Source organism: Collimonas arenae (assembly GCF_000786695.1).
Taxonomy (GTDB): Bacteria; Pseudomonadota; Gammaproteobacteria; order Burkholderiales; family Burkholderiaceae_D; genus Collimonas; species Collimonas arenae_A.
Genome location: NZ_CP009962.1, coordinates 474,191 through 489,972, shown reverse-complemented (window position 1 = coordinate 489,972; position 15,782 = coordinate 474,191). Strand labels below are relative to the sequence as shown.

Genomic DNA, 15,782 nt, shown 5'->3' with positions numbered 1-15,782 from the left:
TTAGCGTGTCGACACGCCGCCCTTGAAATTTGCCTTACGAAGCAGCGAATCATATTGCTGCGACATCACGTAATTCTGTACTTGCGCCATGAAATCCATGGTGACCACTACGATAATCAACAGCGATGTACCACCAAAATAAAACGGTACTTTCCAGCGGGCGATCAAGAATTCCGGAACCAAACAAACAACCGTAATATAAACCGCGCCAACCAGTGTCAAACGCATCAAAATCTTGTCGATATAACGTGCTGTCTGCTCGCCTGGACGAATCCCTGGTACAAACGCACCGCTCTTCTTCAGGTTGTCAGCTGTTTCTTTGCTGTTGAACACCAACGCTGTATAGAAAAAGCAGAAGAACACAATTGCAATCGCATACAGCAAAGCATGAATCGGCTCACCTGGCGCCAGCGAACCCGCCATATCCTTCAGGAAGTTCACTACCGGGTTGGTTGAATTACCCGAAGTAAACCAACTCGTGATTGTCGCAGGAAACAAGATGATCGAGGAAGCGAAGATTGGAGGAATTACACCAGCCATGTTCAGCTTCAGTGGCAAATGACTGCTTTGACCACCATAAATCTTGTTGCCTACTTGGCGTTTCGCATAATTCACCAGAATCTTGCGTTGGCCGCGTTCAATAAATACCACCAGATATGTCACACCGGCAGCGATCAAACAAATCAGAATCGCCGACAAGGGACTCATCGAACCGGTACTTACCTGACCGAACAAACCACCAACCGCATTCGGCAAACCAGCTGCGATACCTGCAAAGATAATGATCGAGATACCGTTGCCGAGGCCACGCTCAGTAATCTGCTCACCCAACCACATCAAAAACATTGTTCCTGTTACCAGCGTCACAACTGTAGTGAAGCGAAAGGCCAGGCCGGCATCCAACACCAAGCCAGGTTGCGATTCCAGCGCTACCGCGATCCCCAGAGCCTGAAACGTCGCCAGCAACAGCGTACCGTAACGAGTGTACTGAGTAATCTTGCGACGGCCAGACTCGCCCTCTTTCTTCAACGCTTCCAGCTGGGGTGACACAATCGACATCAATTGCATCACGATCGATGCCGAGATATACGGCATGATACCCAGCGCGAACACGGTGAACCGCGACAACGCACCACCAGAGAACATGTTGAACATGCCCAGAATACCGCCCTGGTGCGCCTTAAACAATTGCGCCAACTGCGATGGATCAATTCCCGGAACGGGAATGTGAGCGCCAATACGATATACAACCAGTGCAGCTAGCAAGAACCACAGACGGCCCCATGGGAAGCCGCTCGCAGCACTCTTTGCAAGTTGGGGTGAAGTCGCCACTTATTGCTCCATTGCTACGAGTTAGAACGACAAATTAAGCAACCGATCCGCCGGCCGCTTCAATCGCAGCTTTTGCACCTTTGGTAGCGATCAAGCCTTTGAGTGTCACTTTTTTAGTGAGCTCGCCCGACAAGATAACGCGTACCACACGTGCCAGCTCGCCGATGACGCCAGCTTGCTTCAACACCAGGATATCTACTTCAGTTACCGGCAGGTTTTCCAGGTCCGACAAACGAACTTCTGCTTTGTACGGCGTTGCCATCGACTTGAAGCCGCGTTTTGGCAAACGACGTTGCAAAGGCATCTGACCGCCTTCAAAACCTACTTTGTGGAAACCGCCCGAACGCGATTTTTGACCCTTGTGACCGCGGCCGGCTGTTTTACCGAGACCCGAGCCGATACCACGACCAACGCGACGCTTGTAGTGCTTGGCGCCATCTGCAGGTTGAATAGTATTCAATTCCATAATTTGCTCCGTTCGCAAGCCTAAGCTTACGACACCACTTTCACAAGATAGGACACTTTATTGATCATGCCGCGCACAGCTGGTGTGTCTTGCAATTCGGAAACCGAATTAACGCGACGCAGACCCAAACCGCGCACCGTTGCGCGATGAGTTTCGCGCGTGCCGATCAAACCCTTGATCAATTGTACTTTTACAGTCTTTGTCATTTTGATCACCTTAGCCCAGAATTTCTTCAACGGACTTGCCGCGTTTGGCAGCGATTTCCGATGGAGTGTTCATTTTTGACAAGCCGTTCAAAGTTGCACGAACCATGTTGTACGGATTAGTCGAACCAGTGGACTTGGCCACAACGTTCGTCACACCCAGCACTTCAAAAATTGCGCGCATTGGACCGCCTGCAATAACACCAGTACCGTCTTTAGCTGGTAGCATCAAAACCGATGACGCGCCGTGCTTGCCGGAAATTGCGTGTTGCAGAGTACCGTTCTTGAGCGTTACCTTGATCATCTTGCGACGAGCTTCTTCCATAGCCTTTTGCACAGCAACTGGCACTTCTTTCGATTTGCCCTTGCCCATGCCGATACGGCCATCGCCATCACCAACAACAGCCAATGCTGCGAAACCCATGATACGACCACCCTTGACCACTTTGGTCACACGGTTGACCGCGATCATTTTTTCGCGCATGCCATCATCCGGCTTATCGCTTTGCATTTTCGATTGCATTTTTGCCATGACGATTCTTCCTTAGAACTTCAGACCGGCTTCGCGGGCGGCATCTGCCAGCACCTTGACGCGGCCGTGGTAACGGAAACCGGAGCGATCAAACGCAACTTCGGTAACTCCAGCTTTCAGTGCCTTCTCGGCAACACGCTTGCCAACCAGAACCGCAGCTGCTGTATTGCCGCCTGCACCGGACTTACCGGCCAGTTCCGCACGTACTTCAGCTTCCAGTGTGGAGGCCGAAGCCAACACTTTAGCGTCAGGGCCGATGATGCTGGCGTAAATGTGCAAGTTGGTACGATGCACTGCCAGGCGATTCACCTTTAACTCTGCGATCTTGGCACGCGTTTGGCGTGAACGGCGCAGACGTGATTGTTTCTTATCCATCGTCAACCCCTATTACTTCTTCTTGGTTTCTTTAAGGATTACCACTTCGTCCGAGTAACGAACGCCCTTGCCCTTATAAGGCTCAGGTTCGCGGTAAGCACGAATTTCTGCAGCAGTCTGACCAACACGTTGCTTGTCGATACCCTTGATCAGGATCTCGGTTTGCGTCGGTGTTTCCACTTTCACGCCAGCTGGCATTTGGTGAACCACCGGATGCGAGAAACCGAGGGACAGATTCAACTTGTCGCCTTGAGCTTGCGCACGAAAACCCACGCCAACCAGGTTCAGCTTCTTTTCAAAGCCCTTGGTTACACCGTTGACCATGTTGTTGACCAGAGCACGCAGGGTGCCTGACATCGCATTGGCTTCACGACTTTCGTCAGCGGCCGCGAAATTCAGCGTGCCGTTGTTGTTTTCGATTTTGACCAGGCCATTCAAAGCCTGGGACAACGAGCCCAACGGGCCCTTGACTGTGATCTGCGCTGCTGTGATGGTCGCTTCCGCGCCAGTCGGCAGTGCAATCGGCATTTTACCTACACGTGACATATTGCACTCCTTAGGCGACGTAGCAAATAACTTCGCCACCGACACCGGTTGCGCGCGCTTTGCGGTCCGTCATGACACCAGCAGGTGTCGAAATAATTGCCACACCTAAGCCGTTCATCACGTTAGGGATGTCATCTTTGCCCTTGTAGATACGCAGCCCTGGACGGGATACGCGATCAAGGCGTTCGATAACAGGACGGCCGGCGTAATACTTCAAACCGATTTTGAGTTCCGCTTTGCCGCCTTCTTCTGCGACAGCGAAATCTTCAATGTAACCCTCGTCCTTGAGGACGTTGGCAATCGCAATCTTGACCTTCGACGATGGCATTGCCACGGTTGTCTTGTGAACTACTTGCGCATTGCGGATACGGGTCAGCATATCGGCGATAGGATCGCTCATACTCATTGCATATTCTCCTATTACCAGCTTGCTTTAGTCATACCCGGAATTTCGCCACGCATGGCGATTTCACGGAGCTTAATACGGCCCAGACCGAACTTGCGGAAAGTGCCACGTGGACGACCAGTCAGGGAGCAACGATTACGTTGACGGGTCGGAGCCGAGTTACGTGGCAGCGCTTGCAATTTCAAGCGAGCTTCGTAGCGCTCTTCTTCCGACTTCGATTGGTCATCAATGATTGCCTTTAACTCGGCACGCTTACCGGCGTATTTCTTTACCAGGTCAGCGCGCTTTTGCTCACGGTTAATCAGTGCCAGTTTTGCCATGGCAACCTCAGTTTCTGAACGGAAATTTAAATGCGGCGAGAAGCGATTTTGCTTCGTCGTCGGTCTTTGCAGTCGTCGTGATACTGATATTCATACCACGCAACACATCAATCTTGTCGTATTCAATTTCGGGGAAAATGATCTGCTCTTTCACACCGATATTGTAGTTACCACGACCGTCAAATGCACGACCGGAGACGCCACGGAAGTCACGAACGCGCGGCAGCGCGACAGTGATCAGGCGATCCAGAAACTCGTACATATGAGCGCCACGCAACGTAACCATGCAACCGATTGGGTAGCCTTCACGGATTTTAAAACCCGCGATAGCCTTCCGTGCCTTGGTCACGACTGGCTTCTGACCTGCAATCTTGGTCAAATCGCCAACAGCGTGCTCAATGATCTTCTTGTCCGCAATCGCTTCCGACAAACCCATGTTCAGGGTGATCTTCAGAATGCGCGGCACTTCCATTACGGACTTGTAAGCGTATTTCGCTGTCAGGTCGGTAACGACTTTATCTTTATAGAATTCTTGGAGACGGGCCATGATCTCTTAAACCTTAACAACTTCGCCACTGGACTTGAAAACGCGGACTTTCTTGCCGTCCACATCTTTAAAACCAACGCGATCTGCCTTGCCAGTTGCTGCATTGAACAACGCAACATTTGACACGTGAATTGGCATCAGCTTGTCAATGATGCCACCAGTTACACCAGTCATCGGGTTTGGCTTGGTCGCTTTTTTAGCAACGTTGACACCCTCTACGACGACGTGATTAGCATCAACGCGTTGCTTAACAACACCGCGCTTGCCCTTGTCTTTACCAGTCAGGACGATTACCTCGTCGCTTTTCCGAATCTTATCCATCTCGACTCCTTACAGCACTTCAGGCGCGAGCGACACAATCTTCATGAAGCGCTCAGTGCGCAGTTCACGAGTGACTGGTCCAAAAATACGCGTACCAATTGGCTCAAGCTTCGCGTTCAGCAGCACTGCTGCATTACCATCGAACTTGACCAACGAACCATCTTGACGACGAACACCTTTAGCGGTCCGTACGACAACGGCGTTATAAATCTCGCCTTTCTTGACGCGACCACGTGGCGCTGCCACTTTGACGGTAACCTTGATCACATCACCAATGCTGGCATAGCGACGCTTGGAACCACCCAGAACTTTGATACACATAACTTCGCGTGCACCAGTGTTGTCGGCTACTTCGAGCCGGCTTTCCGTTTGAATCATAATATTTTCTTTCCCAACTTAACTCGCTGCCGCACGATGCGGATTTACGGTCAGTCTTGGTCCTGTCAGGGCAACTCTGCTGAGCGCACTGCTTAGGTGGACGACTTCCAAAACTTCTTGCTAGTACAAAAATTTACTGCGGGTGGTGCTAATTTTTCTGTATCGCCCCTGCTGGAAGCCAACATGAGCGAAGCCAAGCATTATTACATCAAAATGCTTGGCTCGCAACAAATAATTACAGGACTTGTGCCACTTGTACCACACGTGTCACGCTCCAAGCTTTAGTCTTGGAGATTGGACGTCCTTCTTGGATCTCGACAACGTCACCTTCCTTGGCCTGGTTGGTTTCGTCATGTGCATGGTACTTGTTAGTACGCACGATGATTTTGCCATACAGAGGATGCTTGACGTGGCGTTCGATCAGGACGGTAACAGTCTTGTCCATTTTATCGGACACAACTTTACCAACCAGCGTGCGCTTGAGCGCTTGTTTCACTTGATCGTTCATTACAGGGCGCCCTTCGAATTGATCACGGTCTTGACCCGTGCTATATCGCGACGAACTTTCTTCAATTGCGACGTATTGCTCAATTGCTGAGTAGCGATTTGCATGCGAAGGCTAAACTGCGCCTTCAGCAATTCGTTCAGCTCTTTGGTCAAGGCCGCTTGATCTTTGTCGCGGAGTTCTGATGCTTTCATGTTTAACTCCAATTATTGGCCGATTTGACGCACGACGAACGTGGTCAACAACGGCAATTTAGCTGCAGCCAAACGGAATGCTTCGCGCGCCAGAGTTTCGTCGACGCCATCCATCTCGTACAGCATTTTACCTGGCTGGATTTCAGCCACGTAGTACTCGGGATTACCCTTACCGTTACCCATACGGACTTCGGCAGGTTTTTGCGAAATTGGCTTATCGGGGAAAATACGAATCCAGATACGACCACCCCGTTTGATGTGACGGGTCATTGCGCGACGAGCTGCCTCGATTTGACGCGCGGTGATACGACCGCGGCCAATCGCCTTCAAGCCAAATTCGCCAAACGACACGGCGGTACCGCGCGAATGCGAAATGCCCTTGTTGCGGCCCTTTTGCTCTTTACGATATTTTCTGCGTGCTGGTTGCAGCATGATTATTCTCCTGCTTTCTCAGCCGGTGCAGCAACACCTTCAGCAGCGCCATCCGGCTTCTTGGCACGGGCTGGACGCGCAGCTGGCGCACCTGGACCTGCCGTTGTAGTTTTAGCACGTGGACGACCGGCTGGCTTGCCATCATCGCGACGTGGACCACGGCGTTTCTTGTCATCGTCGTTAGGTACGTCGATTACCGGCGCATCGCCGTTAGCCAGACGATCACCCTTGTAAACCCAGACTTTGATGCCGATAATGCCGTACGTGGTTTCAGCTTCGCCGAAACCGTAGTCGATGTCAGCGCGCAGTGTATGAAGTGGTACGCGACCTTCGCGGTACCATTCGGTACGGGCGATTTCGATACCATTCAAACGACCGGACGACATGATCTTGATCCCTTGCGCGCCCAGACGCATTGCGTTCTGCATCGCACGTTTCATCGCGCGGCGGAACATGATGCGTTTTTCGAGCTGTTGCGCGATCGAGTCAGCGATCAGTTGTGCGTCGATTTCAGGTTTACGAATTTCTTCGATATTAACGTGAACCGGCACACCCATCAGCTTAGTCAGCGCGGACTTCAGTACTTCGATGTCCTCGCCTTTTTTACCAATAACAACACCAGGACGCGAGCTGTAAATCGTGATGCGTGCGTTCTTTGCAGGACGCTCGATAACAACGCGGCCGACCGATGCGTTCTTCAGTTTTTTCTTGAGGAAAGCGCGAACTTTCAGATCTTCGCCGAGCATTTGGGCAAAATTGCTATTGCCTGCATACCAGCGGGATCCCCAGTTACGTGTAACCGCAAGGCGAAAACCGGTTGGATGAATCTTCTGTCCCATCGTGACTCCTTAGTTTCCGACAGTCACGTAAATGTGACAGGATTGCTTCGAGATACGATCACCACGGCCTTTTGCACGCGCTGTGAAGCGCTTCAGGACCGAACCTTTTTCCACGTAAATCGTCGTAACTTTCAGTTCGTCGATGTCAGCACCGTCATTGTGTTCTGCATTCGCAATTGCGGATTCCAGAACACGCTTGATGATGGCTGCACCTTTCTTCGGACTGAAAGTCAGGATGTTTAGCGCGTGATCAATTTTTTTGCCGCGAATCAGGTCGGCGACCAGACGGCCCTTTTGGGCCGACAGACGCACGCCGCGGAGGGTAGCTTTAGTTTCCATCATCGGACCTTATTTCTTAGCCTTCTTATCAGCAGCATGACCCTTGAACGTACGGGTCAGCGCGAATTCGCCGAGCTTGTGACCAACCATGTTCTCGGACACATATACCGGGACGTGTTGCTTGCCGTTATGCACAGCAATCGTCAGACCGATAAAATCCGGCATGATGGTCGAGCGACGGGACCAAGTCTTGATTGGCTTCTTGTCTTTGACTGCTTGTGCAGTTTCGACTTTTTTCACCAGATGGGCGTCGCAGAACGGCCCTTTTTTCAATGAACGTGTCATGTGTTACCCCTTATTTCTTGCCACGGCGCGAGACGATCATGGAAGTAGTACGCTTGTTGCTGCGTGTCTTCTTACCCTTAGTCTGTTGACCCCATGGCGAAACTGGATGACGACCAGCTGCGGTCTTACCTTCACCACCACCGTGAGGATGGTCAACCGGGTTCATGACCACACCGCGAACGGTAGGACGAACACCACGCCAACGCATCGCACCCGCTTTACCGATCTTGCGCAGGCTGTGTTCGGCATTGCCGACTTCACCTACGGTAGCGCGGCATTCGATGTGCACGCGGCGAACTTCACCGGAGCGTAAACGAATTTGAGCGTAAGTACCTTCACGAGCCATCAACACTACGCCGGCGCCGGCTGTACGTGCCATTTGGGCACCTTTACCTGGCAGCATTTCGACGCAATGCAGAATCGTACCAACCGGAATGTTACGGATTGGCAAGCAGTTACCGGATTTGATCGGCGCTTCCGAGCCGCTCATTACCTGGTCACCTACAGCCATGCCCTTGGTGGCAATGATGTAGTGACGTTCGCCGTCGGCGTAGCACAACAGAGCGATATTCGCTGTACGGTTTGGATCGTATTCGATACGTTCCACTTTCGCAGGAATACCATCTTTGGTGCGCTTGAAGTCGATCAGACGGTAATGTTGCTTATGACCACCGCCGATGTGGCGAGTAGTGATATGACCATTGTTGTTACGACCAGCTGTTTTCGACTTCTTCTCAACCAGGGCAGCAAATGGACGGCCTTTGTACAGGTCGGGATTAACGACCTTGACCATGCCACGACGGCCCGGCGAGGTTGGTTTAACTTTAACGAGTGCCATTATTTAGCCTCCTCGGTGAAGTTGATCTCTTGACCCGGCTTCAAGCATACGAATGCGCGGCGGGTATGGTTGCGGCGGCCCATCGACTTGCCGCTACGCTTTTGCTTACCCTGGCGATTGGCAACTTGTACCGACTCAACCTGAACTTTGAAGAGCAGCTCGACAGCAGCCTTGACTTCCAGCTTGGTAGCGTCTGGTGCGATACGGAAAACGACTTGCTCGTTCTTCTCCGCAACCATCGTTGCCTTTTCGGAAATCACCGGCGCCAGCAACACTTTCATCAAGCGTTCTTCGCTATGTTTAATTGCGTTCATGCCAGCATCTCCTCGATCTTCGCCAAAGCCGCCTTGGTGATCAGGATCTTCTTGTAGAACACAAGCGATACTGGATCAGCATGACGTGGCTCGCATACCAGGAAGCCTGGCAGGTTACGCGACGCCAACAGCAGGTTTTCTTCCAGATTGTCGGTGATCACCAATACGGATTCCAAACCCATGCTCTTCAGTTTTTGCGACAGCAACTTAGTCTTTGGCGCTTCGACCGAGAAATTCTCGACGACCGACAAACGACCTTCGCGTGCCAACTGCGACAGAATCGAGCAGAGACCTGCGCGATACATCTTCTTGTTTACTTTGTGCGTGAAGTTTTCATCAGGCGAGTTCGGGAAAATCCGACCACCGCCGCGCCACAGTGGCGAAGACGACATACCGGCACGAGCGCGGCCAGTACCCTTTTGGCGCCATGGCTTTTTAGTCGTGTGATGAACTTCTTCACGGTCTTTTTGCTTACGGTTACCGCTGCGAGCGTTAGCCTGGTAAGCAACTACGACCTGGTGAATCAGAGCTTCATTGTAGTCGCGACCGAAAATGGTATCCGGTGCAGCAACGTTCGAAGCAGCTTGACCTTGGTCATTCAGGAGCTTGAGTTCCATGAATTAGGCTCCCTTCTTAGCTTTGATTTTGATCGCAGGGCTGACCACAACTTGGCCGTTCTTTGCACCTGGAACCGCACCCTTGACCAGCAACAGTTGGCGCTCAGCATCAACACGTGCGATTTCGAGGTTTTGCGTGGTTACAGTAACGTCACCCATGTGACCGGTCATGCGCTTACCAGGGAAAACGCGACCTGGATCCTGCGCCATACCGATGGAACCTGGAACATTATGCGAACGGGAGTTACCGTGGGTAGCGCGACCGGACGAGAAGTTGTGACGCTTGATAGTACCAGCGTAACCCTTACCGATCGAGACACCTTGAACGTCAACCTTTTGACCAGCTTCGAACAGGCTTGCAGCGATAACGTCGCCAGCCTTCAGCTCGGAAGCCTTGGTTGAGTCAATGCGGAATTCTCTGAGGATGGTACCAGCCTCGACGCCAGCTTTGGCGTAGTGACCAGCAGCAGCTTTAGTCACGCGTGAAGCGCGACGCTGACCGAATGCAACTTGAACAGCGGTATAACCGTCTGTTTCAGGCGTTTTGATTTGGGTCACGCGGTTGTTCGACACGTCGACTACGGTAACAGGGATCGAATCCCCATCTTCCGTGAAGATGCGCATCATGCCAACCTTGCGACCAACAAGGCCTAAGCTCATTGTTTTTCTCCATTCCCGCCTACGATTGGGCGGGGCTGATGTTTGTACAACTAAAATAAGCACGACTGCATAGACGAAATCCGTCGGCAATCGCACCGAAGCCGATCAGTATAACCGCGTAAATTTTTATTTGCAAGACCATCTTTGTCGTGGTATGTCAAACATCCGCCGGTTAGAGCTGATTTACAACACTCCCAAAAACTAAGGGCAGACCATTTGCCGCGCTGCCGCGACGCCTGAAGTCCGCCCTCAATTATTGTGAATTTATTACTGCAGCTTGATTTCTACGTCTACGCCAGCTGGCAAGTCCAGCTTCATCAACGCATCGACAGTCTTGTCGGTTGGGTCGACGATGTCCATCAGGCGTTGGTGCGTACGGATTTCAAACTGGTCGCGCGATGTCTTGTTGACGTGCGGCGAACGCAGAACGTCAAAACGCTGGATACGTGTTGGCAGTGGTACTGGACCCTTGACAACCGCGCCGGTGCGCTTGGCTGTATCAACGATTTCCTGAGCCGACTGGTCGATCAGTTTGTAATCGAATGCTTTCAGGCGGATGCGGATTTTTTGATTAGGAGCTGACATGATTTTCCTTAAAAGAACGAACCGTGAATGACAACCACCCACGGCATATTGTTACATTGACATATTAGCCAGCCACCGAAGCGGCCGGCCAATCGTAAAACGTACTACAGACTGCTATTACGCGTCAGGCAGGATCTTGGCAACAACACCTGCACCAACAGTACGGCCACCTTCGCGGATCGCGAAACGCAGACCTTCTTCCATCGCGATCGGGTTGATCAGCATTACTGTGATCGACACGTTATCGCCTGGCATCACCATTTCTTTATCCTTCGGCAACTCGATCGAACCAGTCACGTCCGTTGTACGGAAGTAGAACTGTGGACGATAGTTGTTGAAGAAAGGAGTATGACGGCCGCCTTCGTCTTTCGACAGAACATAGATCTCGCCAGTGAAATGCTTGTGTGGCTTGATCGAGTTCGGCTTGGCCAATACTTGGCCCCGCTCCACGTCTTCACGCTTGGTACCGCGCAACAACACACCAACGTTGTCGCCTGCCTGACCTTGGTCCAGCAGCTTGCGGAACATTTCAACGCCAGTACATGTTGTATCTTGTGTATCACGGATACCAACGATTTGCAGTGCTTCGCCAACCTTGACGATACCACGCTCGATACGGCCGGTTACAACAGTACCGCGACCCGAGATCGAGAACACGTCTTCCACTGGCAACAGGAAATGACCGTCAACAGCACGCTCCGGTGTCGGGATGTAGGTATCCAGCGCTTCAGCCAGAGCCATGATCGCTTGCTCGCCCAATGGGCCAGTGTCGCCTTCCAGAGCCAGCTTCGCCGAACCCTTGATGATTGGCAGGTCGTCGCCTGGGAAATCATACTTGGTCAGCAGTTCGCGCACTTCCATTTCAACCAGCTCGAGCAACTCTTCGTCGTCGACCATGTCCGCTTTGTTCAGGAACACGATGATGTATGGCACGCCAACCTGACGCGACAACAGGATGTGCTCACGGGTCTGTGGCATTGGGCCGTCAGCTGCCGAACATACCAGGATCGCACCGTCCATCTGTGCCGCACCGGTGATCATGTTTTTCACATAGTCAGCATGGCCTGGGCAGTCAACGTGCGCGTAGTGGCGGTTGGCAGTTTCGTATTCAACGTGTGCAGTGTTGATCGTGATGCCGCGCGCTTTTTCTTCTGGCGCTGCGTCAATCTGATCGTACGCTTTGGCTTCGCCGCCAAATTTCTTCGACAATACTGTCGCGATCGCTGCTGTCAGCGTGGTCTTGCCGTGGTCGACGTGGCCGATAGTGCCGACGTTGACGTGCGGCTTGGTCCGCTCGAATTTACCTTTTGCCATTTTATTCTTCCTTCAAAAAGAACGATGTCGTTAAACAATGATTTATACATTTTTAGCCCTCATCCGTTCTTGTGGAACAGACAAGGGCCAACTGCCTGATTACTTAGCCTTGGACGTTACGATTGCATCGATAACGTTCTTAGGCGCTTCCGAGTAATGCTTGAATTCCATCGAGTAAGTTGCACGGCCTTGTGTAGCCGAACGCAACGAAGTCGAGTAACCGAACATTTCTGACAGAGGTACTTCGGCCTTGATGATCTTGCCGCCACCACCGGCAATTTCGTCCATGCCTTGAACCATACCGCGACGCGACGACAGATCGCCCATCACAGTACCAGCGTAGTCTTCCGGAGTTTCAACTTCAACAGCCATCATTGGCTCCAGAATAACCGGGCTGGCTTTACGGCAGCCGTCCTTGAACGCCATCGAAGCAGCCATGCGGAACGCATTTTCGTTCGAGTCAACGTCATGGTAAGAACCGAAGAACAGGGTTACCTTGACGTCTACCACTGGGTAGCCTGCCAGGACACCGGTGTTCAATGTTTCACGGACACCCTTTTCTACTGCAGGGATGTATTCGCGTGGAACGGTACCGCCCTTGATCGCGTCAACGAACTCAAAGCCCTTGCCTGGCTCTTGGGGTTCGATCTTCAGAACCACGTGACCGTATTGACCACGACCACCCGATTGCTTGACGAACTTGCCTTCGATTTCTTCGCAAGTCTTGCGGATCGTTTCACGATACGCAACTTGTGGCTTACCGACGGTCGCTTCCACGTTGAATTCACGCTTCATACGGTCGACGATAATATCCAGATGCAACTCGCCCATACCGGCGATGATGGTTTGACCCGATTCTTCGTCAGTACGCACGCGGAACGAAGGATCTTCTTGTGCCAGGCGGTTCAACGCCAAGCCCATTTTTTCCTGGTCAGCCTTAGTCTTAGGCTCGACAGCCTGCGAAATCACCGGCTCTGGGAACACCATGCGTTCCAGGATGATGAATGCATTGGCGTCGCACAATGTGTCGCCTGTTGTTGTATCTTTCATCCCGATCAGTGCAGCGATGTCACCGGCCAGAATTTCCTTGATTTCTTCGCGCTGGTTGGCGTGCATCTGCACGATACGGCCAATACGCTCTTTCTTGCCCTTGATCGAATTCAAGACGGTATCGCCCGAGTTCAGGGTACCCGAATAGCAGCGCATGAAGCAGATCTGACCAACGAACGGATCGGTTGCGATCTTGAACGCCAGACCGGAGAACTTTTCGCCATCTTCTGCTTTACGCGAGATTGGCTCATCATCTTCATCCAGGCCTGGAACAGGAGGAACATCTACCGGCGACGGCAGGTATTCAATCACGCCGTCCAGCATGGCTTGCACGCCCTTGTTCTTGAACGCAGTACCGCACATCATTGGCACGATTTCGCTGGCCAGGGTACGTTGACGGATCGCAGCCTTGATTTCTGCCTCTGTCAGGTCGCCTTCTTCCAGGTACTTGTTCATCAGTTCTTCTGATGCTTCAGCAGCTGCTTCGACCATGTTTTCGCGCCACTTGGCAGCGTCGGCAGCCAATTCAGGAGGAATATCACGGTAGTCGAACTTCATACCCTGGGTCGAATCGTCCCAGTAAATGGCTTTCATCTTGACCAGGTCGATCACGCCTTCGAACTTGTCTTCAGCGCCGATAGGTACTTGCATTGGCACTGGATTTGCCTTCAGGCGAGCCTTCATCTGCTCGAAAACCTTGAAGAAGTTCGCGCCGGTACGATCCATCTTGTTGACGAACGCCAGGCGTGGAACCTTGTACTTGTTAGCTTGACGCCAAACTGTTTCCGATTGTGGCTGAACGCCGCCGACTGCACAGTAAACCATGCAGGCGCCATCCAGAACACGCATCGAGCGCTCAACTTCAATCGTGAAGTCAACGTGACCCGGTGTGTCGATGATGTTGATGTGGTGCTCAGCGAAATTACCCGCCATACCCTTCCAGAAGCAGGTCGTTGCAGCGGAAGTAATGGTAATACCGCGCTCTTGCTCCTGTTCCATCCAGTCCATGGTGGCTGCGCCATCATGCACTTCACCGATTTTGTGATTCACACCGGTATAAAACAGAACGCGTTCTGTAGTCGTGGTTTTACCTGCATCGATGTGAGCGGAGATACCGATATTGCGATAGCGCTCAATGGGGGTCTTGCGAGCCATGATTTAATCCTAAGTCTTTTAATGCACGAAACCGAGCGCCATTTTTGATAAAAATATGCGCTCGGCTCGAACAAATTTCAGATGCGGACAGCGGCTCATCAGAGAGCCTGCCGCCCAGTCTATTAGAAGCGGAAGTGCGAGAACGCCTTATTCGCTTCTGCCATACGGTGAACTTCGTCACGCTTTTTCATTGCGCCGCCGCGGCCTTCTGCGGCTTCCATCAGTTCGCCGCCCAGGCGTTGTGGCATCGATTTTTCGCTGCGCTTGTTAGCTGCTTCACGCAACCAACGCATCGACAACGCCATACGACGGACAGGACGAACTTCAACTGGCACCTGGTAGTTTGCACCACCGACGCGACGCGACTTGACTTCAACCAGTGGCTTTGCGTTGCTGATAGCAAGCGCAAACACTTCCAGCGGATCTTTGCCGGACTTGGTTTGAATGTGCTCGAAGGCACCGTAAATGATGTTTTCTGCGACCGATTTCTTACCGGACAACATCAGGACGTTGACGAACTTCGCAACATCTACATTACCGAATTTTGGATCCGGCAGAATCTCCCGCTTGGGAACTTCACGACGACGTGGCATTTCGATTCCTTTCAATCTTCAGTTGAGCGCACAGATAATTTGTTTCTGCACACTCGCGGATGGCCATCATAGCCCTCCACTTACTCGGCCCATTGGGGACCGACACTTATTCGCTTGGCTTACGCCTTACGAAAACTATTATTTCTTTGTAGCCTTAGCACGCTTTGCACCGTACTTCGAACGTGCTTGCTTACGATCCTTGACGCCCTGGGTATCCAGTGCACCGCGAACCATGTGGTAACGCACACCCGGCAAGTCTTTTACACGGCCGCCGCGCAACAGCACGACACTATGTTCTTGCAGGTTATGGCCTTCACCGCCGATGTACGAAATGACTTCGAAACCGTTGGTCAGGCGAACTTTGGCAACTTTACGCAGAGCCGAGTTTGGCTTCTTTGGAGTTGTCGTATAAACGCGGGTGCAAACGCCGCGTTTTTGCGGGCTGTTTTCCAGCGCTGGTGATTTGCTCTTTACGACCGCAGAAACGCGCGGCTGGCGAATCAATTGATTGATGGTTGGCATCGTTATATATCCAACAAAATTACGACGTTAATAACAACAATCCCGAAATCGGTTGTCCGGGATTGGACAGATACTTGCAGAGGAATCATACGAACCGTACAAAACCTGCGCACA

At 52.0% G+C, this 15,782-nt stretch carries 26 protein-coding genes; all 26 read right to left on the bottom strand.

Annotated elements, in window-relative coordinates:
• The 26 genes from secY to rpsL all read right to left on the bottom strand — a co-directional run bounded on the left by secY (window position 1) and on the right by rpsL (window position 15,668).
• Window positions 1-1,332: a preprotein translocase subunit SecY gene (gene secY, locus LT85_RS02095; RefSeq protein ID WP_038484682.1), complete on the bottom strand. Its 1,332-nt coding sequence runs from the start codon at window positions 1,330-1,332 to the stop codon at window positions 1-3.
• A gap of 34 nt (window positions 1,333-1,366) precedes the next feature.
• Window positions 1,367-1,798 carry a 50S ribosomal protein L15 gene (rplO, locus tag LT85_RS02090; RefSeq protein ID WP_038484678.1) on the bottom strand — a complete coding sequence of 144 codons (432 nt, stop codon included), beginning with the start codon at window positions 1,796-1,798 and terminating at the stop codon, window positions 1,367-1,369.
• Window positions 1,799-1,824: 26 nt separating this feature from the next.
• On the bottom strand, window positions 1,825-2,004 hold the full coding sequence (gene rpmD / locus LT85_RS02085) for a 50S ribosomal protein L30 (protein ID WP_038494775.1): 180 nt from the start codon (window positions 2,002-2,004) through the stop codon (window positions 1,825-1,827).
• A gap of 10 nt (window positions 2,005-2,014) precedes the next feature.
• A complete protein-coding gene (gene rpsE / locus LT85_RS02080; protein WP_014004410.1) occupies window positions 2,015-2,533 on the bottom strand; it encodes a 30S ribosomal protein S5 in 519 nt (172 codons plus the stop codon).
• 12 nt (window positions 2,534-2,545) lie between these two features.
• Window positions 2,546-2,908: a 50S ribosomal protein L18 gene (gene rplR / locus LT85_RS02075; RefSeq protein WP_038484675.1), complete on the bottom strand. Its 363-nt coding sequence runs from the start codon at window positions 2,906-2,908 to the stop codon at window positions 2,546-2,548.
• Window positions 2,909-2,920: 12 nt separating this feature from the next.
• Window positions 2,921-3,454: a 50S ribosomal protein L6 gene (gene rplF, locus LT85_RS02070; protein ID WP_038484672.1), complete on the bottom strand. Its 534-nt coding sequence runs from the start codon at window positions 3,452-3,454 to the stop codon at window positions 2,921-2,923.
• 10 nt (window positions 3,455-3,464) lie between these two features.
• Window positions 3,465-3,860 carry a 30S ribosomal protein S8 gene (gene rpsH / locus LT85_RS02065; RefSeq protein ID WP_014004407.1) on the bottom strand — a complete coding sequence of 132 codons (396 nt, stop codon included), beginning with the start codon at window positions 3,858-3,860 and terminating at the stop codon, window positions 3,465-3,467.
• 14 nt (window positions 3,861-3,874) lie between these two features.
• Window positions 3,875-4,180, bottom strand: a complete 306-nt coding sequence (gene rpsN / locus LT85_RS02060) for a 30S ribosomal protein S14 (protein WP_014004406.1) — start codon at window positions 4,178-4,180, stop codon at window positions 3,875-3,877.
• Window positions 4,181-4,187: 7 nt separating this feature from the next.
• Window positions 4,188-4,727 carry a 50S ribosomal protein L5 gene (gene rplE / locus LT85_RS02055; protein WP_038484668.1) on the bottom strand — a complete coding sequence of 180 codons (540 nt, stop codon included), beginning with the start codon at window positions 4,725-4,727 and terminating at the stop codon, window positions 4,188-4,190.
• A gap of 6 nt (window positions 4,728-4,733) precedes the next feature.
• Window positions 4,734-5,048 carry a 50S ribosomal protein L24 gene (rplX, locus tag LT85_RS02050; RefSeq protein WP_014004404.1) on the bottom strand — a complete coding sequence of 105 codons (315 nt, stop codon included), beginning with the start codon at window positions 5,046-5,048 and terminating at the stop codon, window positions 4,734-4,736.
• Window positions 5,049-5,057: 9 nt separating this feature from the next.
• Complete coding sequence (rplN, locus tag LT85_RS02045; RefSeq protein WP_014004403.1) at window positions 5,058-5,426, bottom strand: 50S ribosomal protein L14; 369 nt, start codon at window positions 5,424-5,426, stop codon at window positions 5,058-5,060.
• Between the two features lie 235 nt (window positions 5,427-5,661).
• Complete coding sequence (rpsQ, locus tag LT85_RS02040) at window positions 5,662-5,934, bottom strand: 30S ribosomal protein S17 (RefSeq protein WP_014004402.1); 273 nt, start codon at window positions 5,932-5,934, stop codon at window positions 5,662-5,664.
• Window positions 5,934-6,125 (bottom strand): 50S ribosomal protein L29, encoded by a 192-nt coding sequence (rpmC, locus tag LT85_RS02035; protein ID WP_014004401.1) that lies wholly within the window; start codon window positions 6,123-6,125, stop codon window positions 5,934-5,936. The genes rpsQ and rpmC overlap by 1 nt, the downstream gene beginning before the upstream one ends.
• Before the next feature lie 12 nt (window positions 6,126-6,137).
• Window positions 6,138-6,557 (bottom strand): 50S ribosomal protein L16, encoded by a 420-nt coding sequence (gene rplP, locus LT85_RS02030; protein WP_014004400.1) that lies wholly within the window; start codon window positions 6,555-6,557, stop codon window positions 6,138-6,140.
• 2 nt (window positions 6,558-6,559) lie between these two features.
• Complete coding sequence (gene rpsC / locus LT85_RS02025) at window positions 6,560-7,396, bottom strand: 30S ribosomal protein S3 (protein ID WP_038484665.1); 837 nt, start codon at window positions 7,394-7,396, stop codon at window positions 6,560-6,562.
• Window positions 7,397-7,405: 9 nt separating this feature from the next.
• Entirely contained in the window at window positions 7,406-7,738 is a 333-nt protein-coding gene (gene rplV, locus LT85_RS02020) for a 50S ribosomal protein L22 (protein WP_172656933.1), read from the bottom strand.
• 6 nt (window positions 7,739-7,744) lie between these two features.
• Window positions 7,745-8,020 carry a 30S ribosomal protein S19 gene (gene rpsS, locus LT85_RS02015; RefSeq protein ID WP_014004397.1) on the bottom strand — a complete coding sequence of 92 codons (276 nt, stop codon included), beginning with the start codon at window positions 8,018-8,020 and terminating at the stop codon, window positions 7,745-7,747.
• A 10-nt stretch (window positions 8,021-8,030) separates the two neighbouring features.
• Entirely contained in the window at window positions 8,031-8,858 is an 828-nt protein-coding gene (rplB, locus tag LT85_RS02010; RefSeq protein ID WP_038484661.1) for a 50S ribosomal protein L2, read from the bottom strand.
• A complete protein-coding gene (gene rplW / locus LT85_RS02005; RefSeq protein WP_038484658.1) occupies window positions 8,858-9,172 on the bottom strand; it encodes a 50S ribosomal protein L23 in 315 nt (104 codons plus the stop codon). Before rplW ends, rplB begins: the two co-directional genes overlap by 1 nt.
• Entirely contained in the window at window positions 9,169-9,789 is a 621-nt protein-coding gene (gene rplD / locus LT85_RS02000; protein ID WP_038484655.1) for a 50S ribosomal protein L4, read from the bottom strand. Before rplD ends, rplW begins: the two co-directional genes overlap by 4 nt.
• A gap of 3 nt (window positions 9,790-9,792) precedes the next feature.
• Window positions 9,793-10,449 (bottom strand): 50S ribosomal protein L3, encoded by a 657-nt coding sequence (gene rplC / locus LT85_RS01995; RefSeq protein ID WP_038484652.1) that lies wholly within the window; start codon window positions 10,447-10,449, stop codon window positions 9,793-9,795.
• A 267-nt stretch (window positions 10,450-10,716) separates the two neighbouring features.
• On the bottom strand, window positions 10,717-11,034 hold the full coding sequence (rpsJ, locus tag LT85_RS01990) for a 30S ribosomal protein S10 (protein ID WP_038484649.1): 318 nt from the start codon (window positions 11,032-11,034) through the stop codon (window positions 10,717-10,719).
• Between the two features lie 117 nt (window positions 11,035-11,151).
• Window positions 11,152-12,348: an elongation factor Tu gene (tuf, locus tag LT85_RS01985; RefSeq protein WP_038484611.1), complete on the bottom strand. Its 1,197-nt coding sequence runs from the start codon at window positions 12,346-12,348 to the stop codon at window positions 11,152-11,154.
• Between the two features lie 99 nt (window positions 12,349-12,447).
• Entirely contained in the window at window positions 12,448-14,553 is a 2,106-nt protein-coding gene (fusA, locus tag LT85_RS01980) for an elongation factor G (protein WP_038484646.1), read from the bottom strand.
• A 122-nt stretch (window positions 14,554-14,675) separates the two neighbouring features.
• Window positions 14,676-15,146 carry a 30S ribosomal protein S7 gene (rpsG, locus tag LT85_RS01975; RefSeq protein WP_038484643.1) on the bottom strand — a complete coding sequence of 157 codons (471 nt, stop codon included), beginning with the start codon at window positions 15,144-15,146 and terminating at the stop codon, window positions 14,676-14,678.
• Window positions 15,147-15,284: 138 nt separating this feature from the next.
• A complete protein-coding gene (gene rpsL / locus LT85_RS01970) occupies window positions 15,285-15,668 on the bottom strand; it encodes a 30S ribosomal protein S12 (RefSeq protein ID WP_038484640.1) in 384 nt (127 codons plus the stop codon).
• Between the last annotated feature and the right edge of the window lie 114 nt (window positions 15,669-15,782).

What these genes read in the sequence shown, in the direction of transcription:
- rplO (WP_038484678.1), bottom strand. Translation starts at nt 1,798, where the DNA reads ATGGAATTGAATACTATTCAACCTGCAGATGGCGCCAAGCACTACAAG.
- rpmD (WP_038494775.1), bottom strand. Translation starts at nt 2,004, where the DNA reads ATGACAAAGACTGTAAAAGTACAATTGATCAAGGGTTTGATCGGCACG.
- rpsE (WP_014004410.1), bottom strand. Translation starts at nt 2,533, where the DNA reads ATGGCAAAAATGCAATCGAAAATGCAAAGCGATAAGCCGGATGATGGC.
- rplR (WP_038484675.1), bottom strand. Translation starts at nt 2,908, where the DNA reads ATGGATAAGAAACAATCACGTCTGCGCCGTTCACGCCAAACGCGTGCC.
- rplF (WP_038484672.1), bottom strand. Translation starts at nt 3,454, where the DNA reads ATGTCACGTGTAGGTAAAATGCCGATTGCACTGCCGACTGGCGCGGAA.
- rpsH (WP_014004407.1), bottom strand. Translation starts at nt 3,860, where the DNA reads ATGAGTATGAGCGATCCTATCGCCGATATGCTGACCCGTATCCGCAAT.
- rpsN (WP_014004406.1), bottom strand. Translation starts at nt 4,180, where the DNA reads ATGGCAAAACTGGCACTGATTAACCGTGAGCAAAAGCGCGCTGACCTG.
- rplE (WP_038484668.1), bottom strand. Translation starts at nt 4,727, where the DNA reads ATGGCCCGTCTCCAAGAATTCTATAAAGATAAAGTCGTTACCGACCTG.
- rplX (WP_014004404.1), bottom strand. Translation starts at nt 5,048, where the DNA reads ATGGATAAGATTCGGAAAAGCGACGAGGTAATCGTCCTGACTGGTAAA.
- rplN (WP_014004403.1), bottom strand. Translation starts at nt 5,426, where the DNA reads ATGATTCAAACGGAAAGCCGGCTCGAAGTAGCCGACAACACTGGTGCA.
- rpsQ (WP_014004402.1), bottom strand. Translation starts at nt 5,934, where the DNA reads ATGAACGATCAAGTGAAACAAGCGCTCAAGCGCACGCTGGTTGGTAAA.
- rpmC (WP_014004401.1), bottom strand. Translation starts at nt 6,125, where the DNA reads ATGAAAGCATCAGAACTCCGCGACAAAGATCAAGCGGCCTTGACCAAA.
- rplP (WP_014004400.1), bottom strand. Translation starts at nt 6,557, where the DNA reads ATGCTGCAACCAGCACGCAGAAAATATCGTAAAGAGCAAAAGGGCCGC.
- rpsC (WP_038484665.1), bottom strand. Translation starts at nt 7,396, where the DNA reads ATGGGACAGAAGATTCATCCAACCGGTTTTCGCCTTGCGGTTACACGT.
- rplV (WP_172656933.1), bottom strand. Translation starts at nt 7,738, where the DNA reads ATGATGGAAACTAAAGCTACCCTCCGCGGCGTGCGTCTGTCGGCCCAA.
- rpsS (WP_014004397.1), bottom strand. Translation starts at nt 8,020, where the DNA reads ATGACACGTTCATTGAAAAAAGGGCCGTTCTGCGACGCCCATCTGGTG.
- rplB (WP_038484661.1), bottom strand. Translation starts at nt 8,858, where the DNA reads ATGGCACTCGTTAAAGTTAAACCAACCTCGCCGGGCCGTCGTGGCATG.
- rplW (WP_038484658.1), bottom strand. Translation starts at nt 9,172, where the DNA reads ATGAACGCAATTAAACATAGCGAAGAACGCTTGATGAAAGTGTTGCTG.
- rplD (WP_038484655.1), bottom strand. Translation starts at nt 9,789, where the DNA reads ATGGAACTCAAGCTCCTGAATGACCAAGGTCAAGCTGCTTCGAACGTT.
- rplC (WP_038484652.1), bottom strand. Translation starts at nt 10,449, where the DNA reads ATGAGCTTAGGCCTTGTTGGTCGCAAGGTTGGCATGATGCGCATCTTC.
- rpsJ (WP_038484649.1), bottom strand. Translation starts at nt 11,034, where the DNA reads ATGTCAGCTCCTAATCAAAAAATCCGCATCCGCCTGAAAGCATTCGAT.
- tuf (WP_038484611.1), bottom strand. Translation starts at nt 12,348, where the DNA reads ATGGCAAAAGGTAAATTCGAGCGGACCAAGCCGCACGTCAACGTCGGC.
- fusA (WP_038484646.1), bottom strand. Translation starts at nt 14,553, where the DNA reads ATGGCTCGCAAGACCCCCATTGAGCGCTATCGCAATATCGGTATCTCC.
- rpsG (WP_038484643.1), bottom strand. Translation starts at nt 15,146, where the DNA reads ATGCCACGTCGTCGTGAAGTTCCCAAGCGGGAGATTCTGCCGGATCCA.
- rpsL (WP_038484640.1), bottom strand. Translation starts at nt 15,668, where the DNA reads ATGCCAACCATCAATCAATTGATTCGCCAGCCGCGCGTTTCTGCGGTC.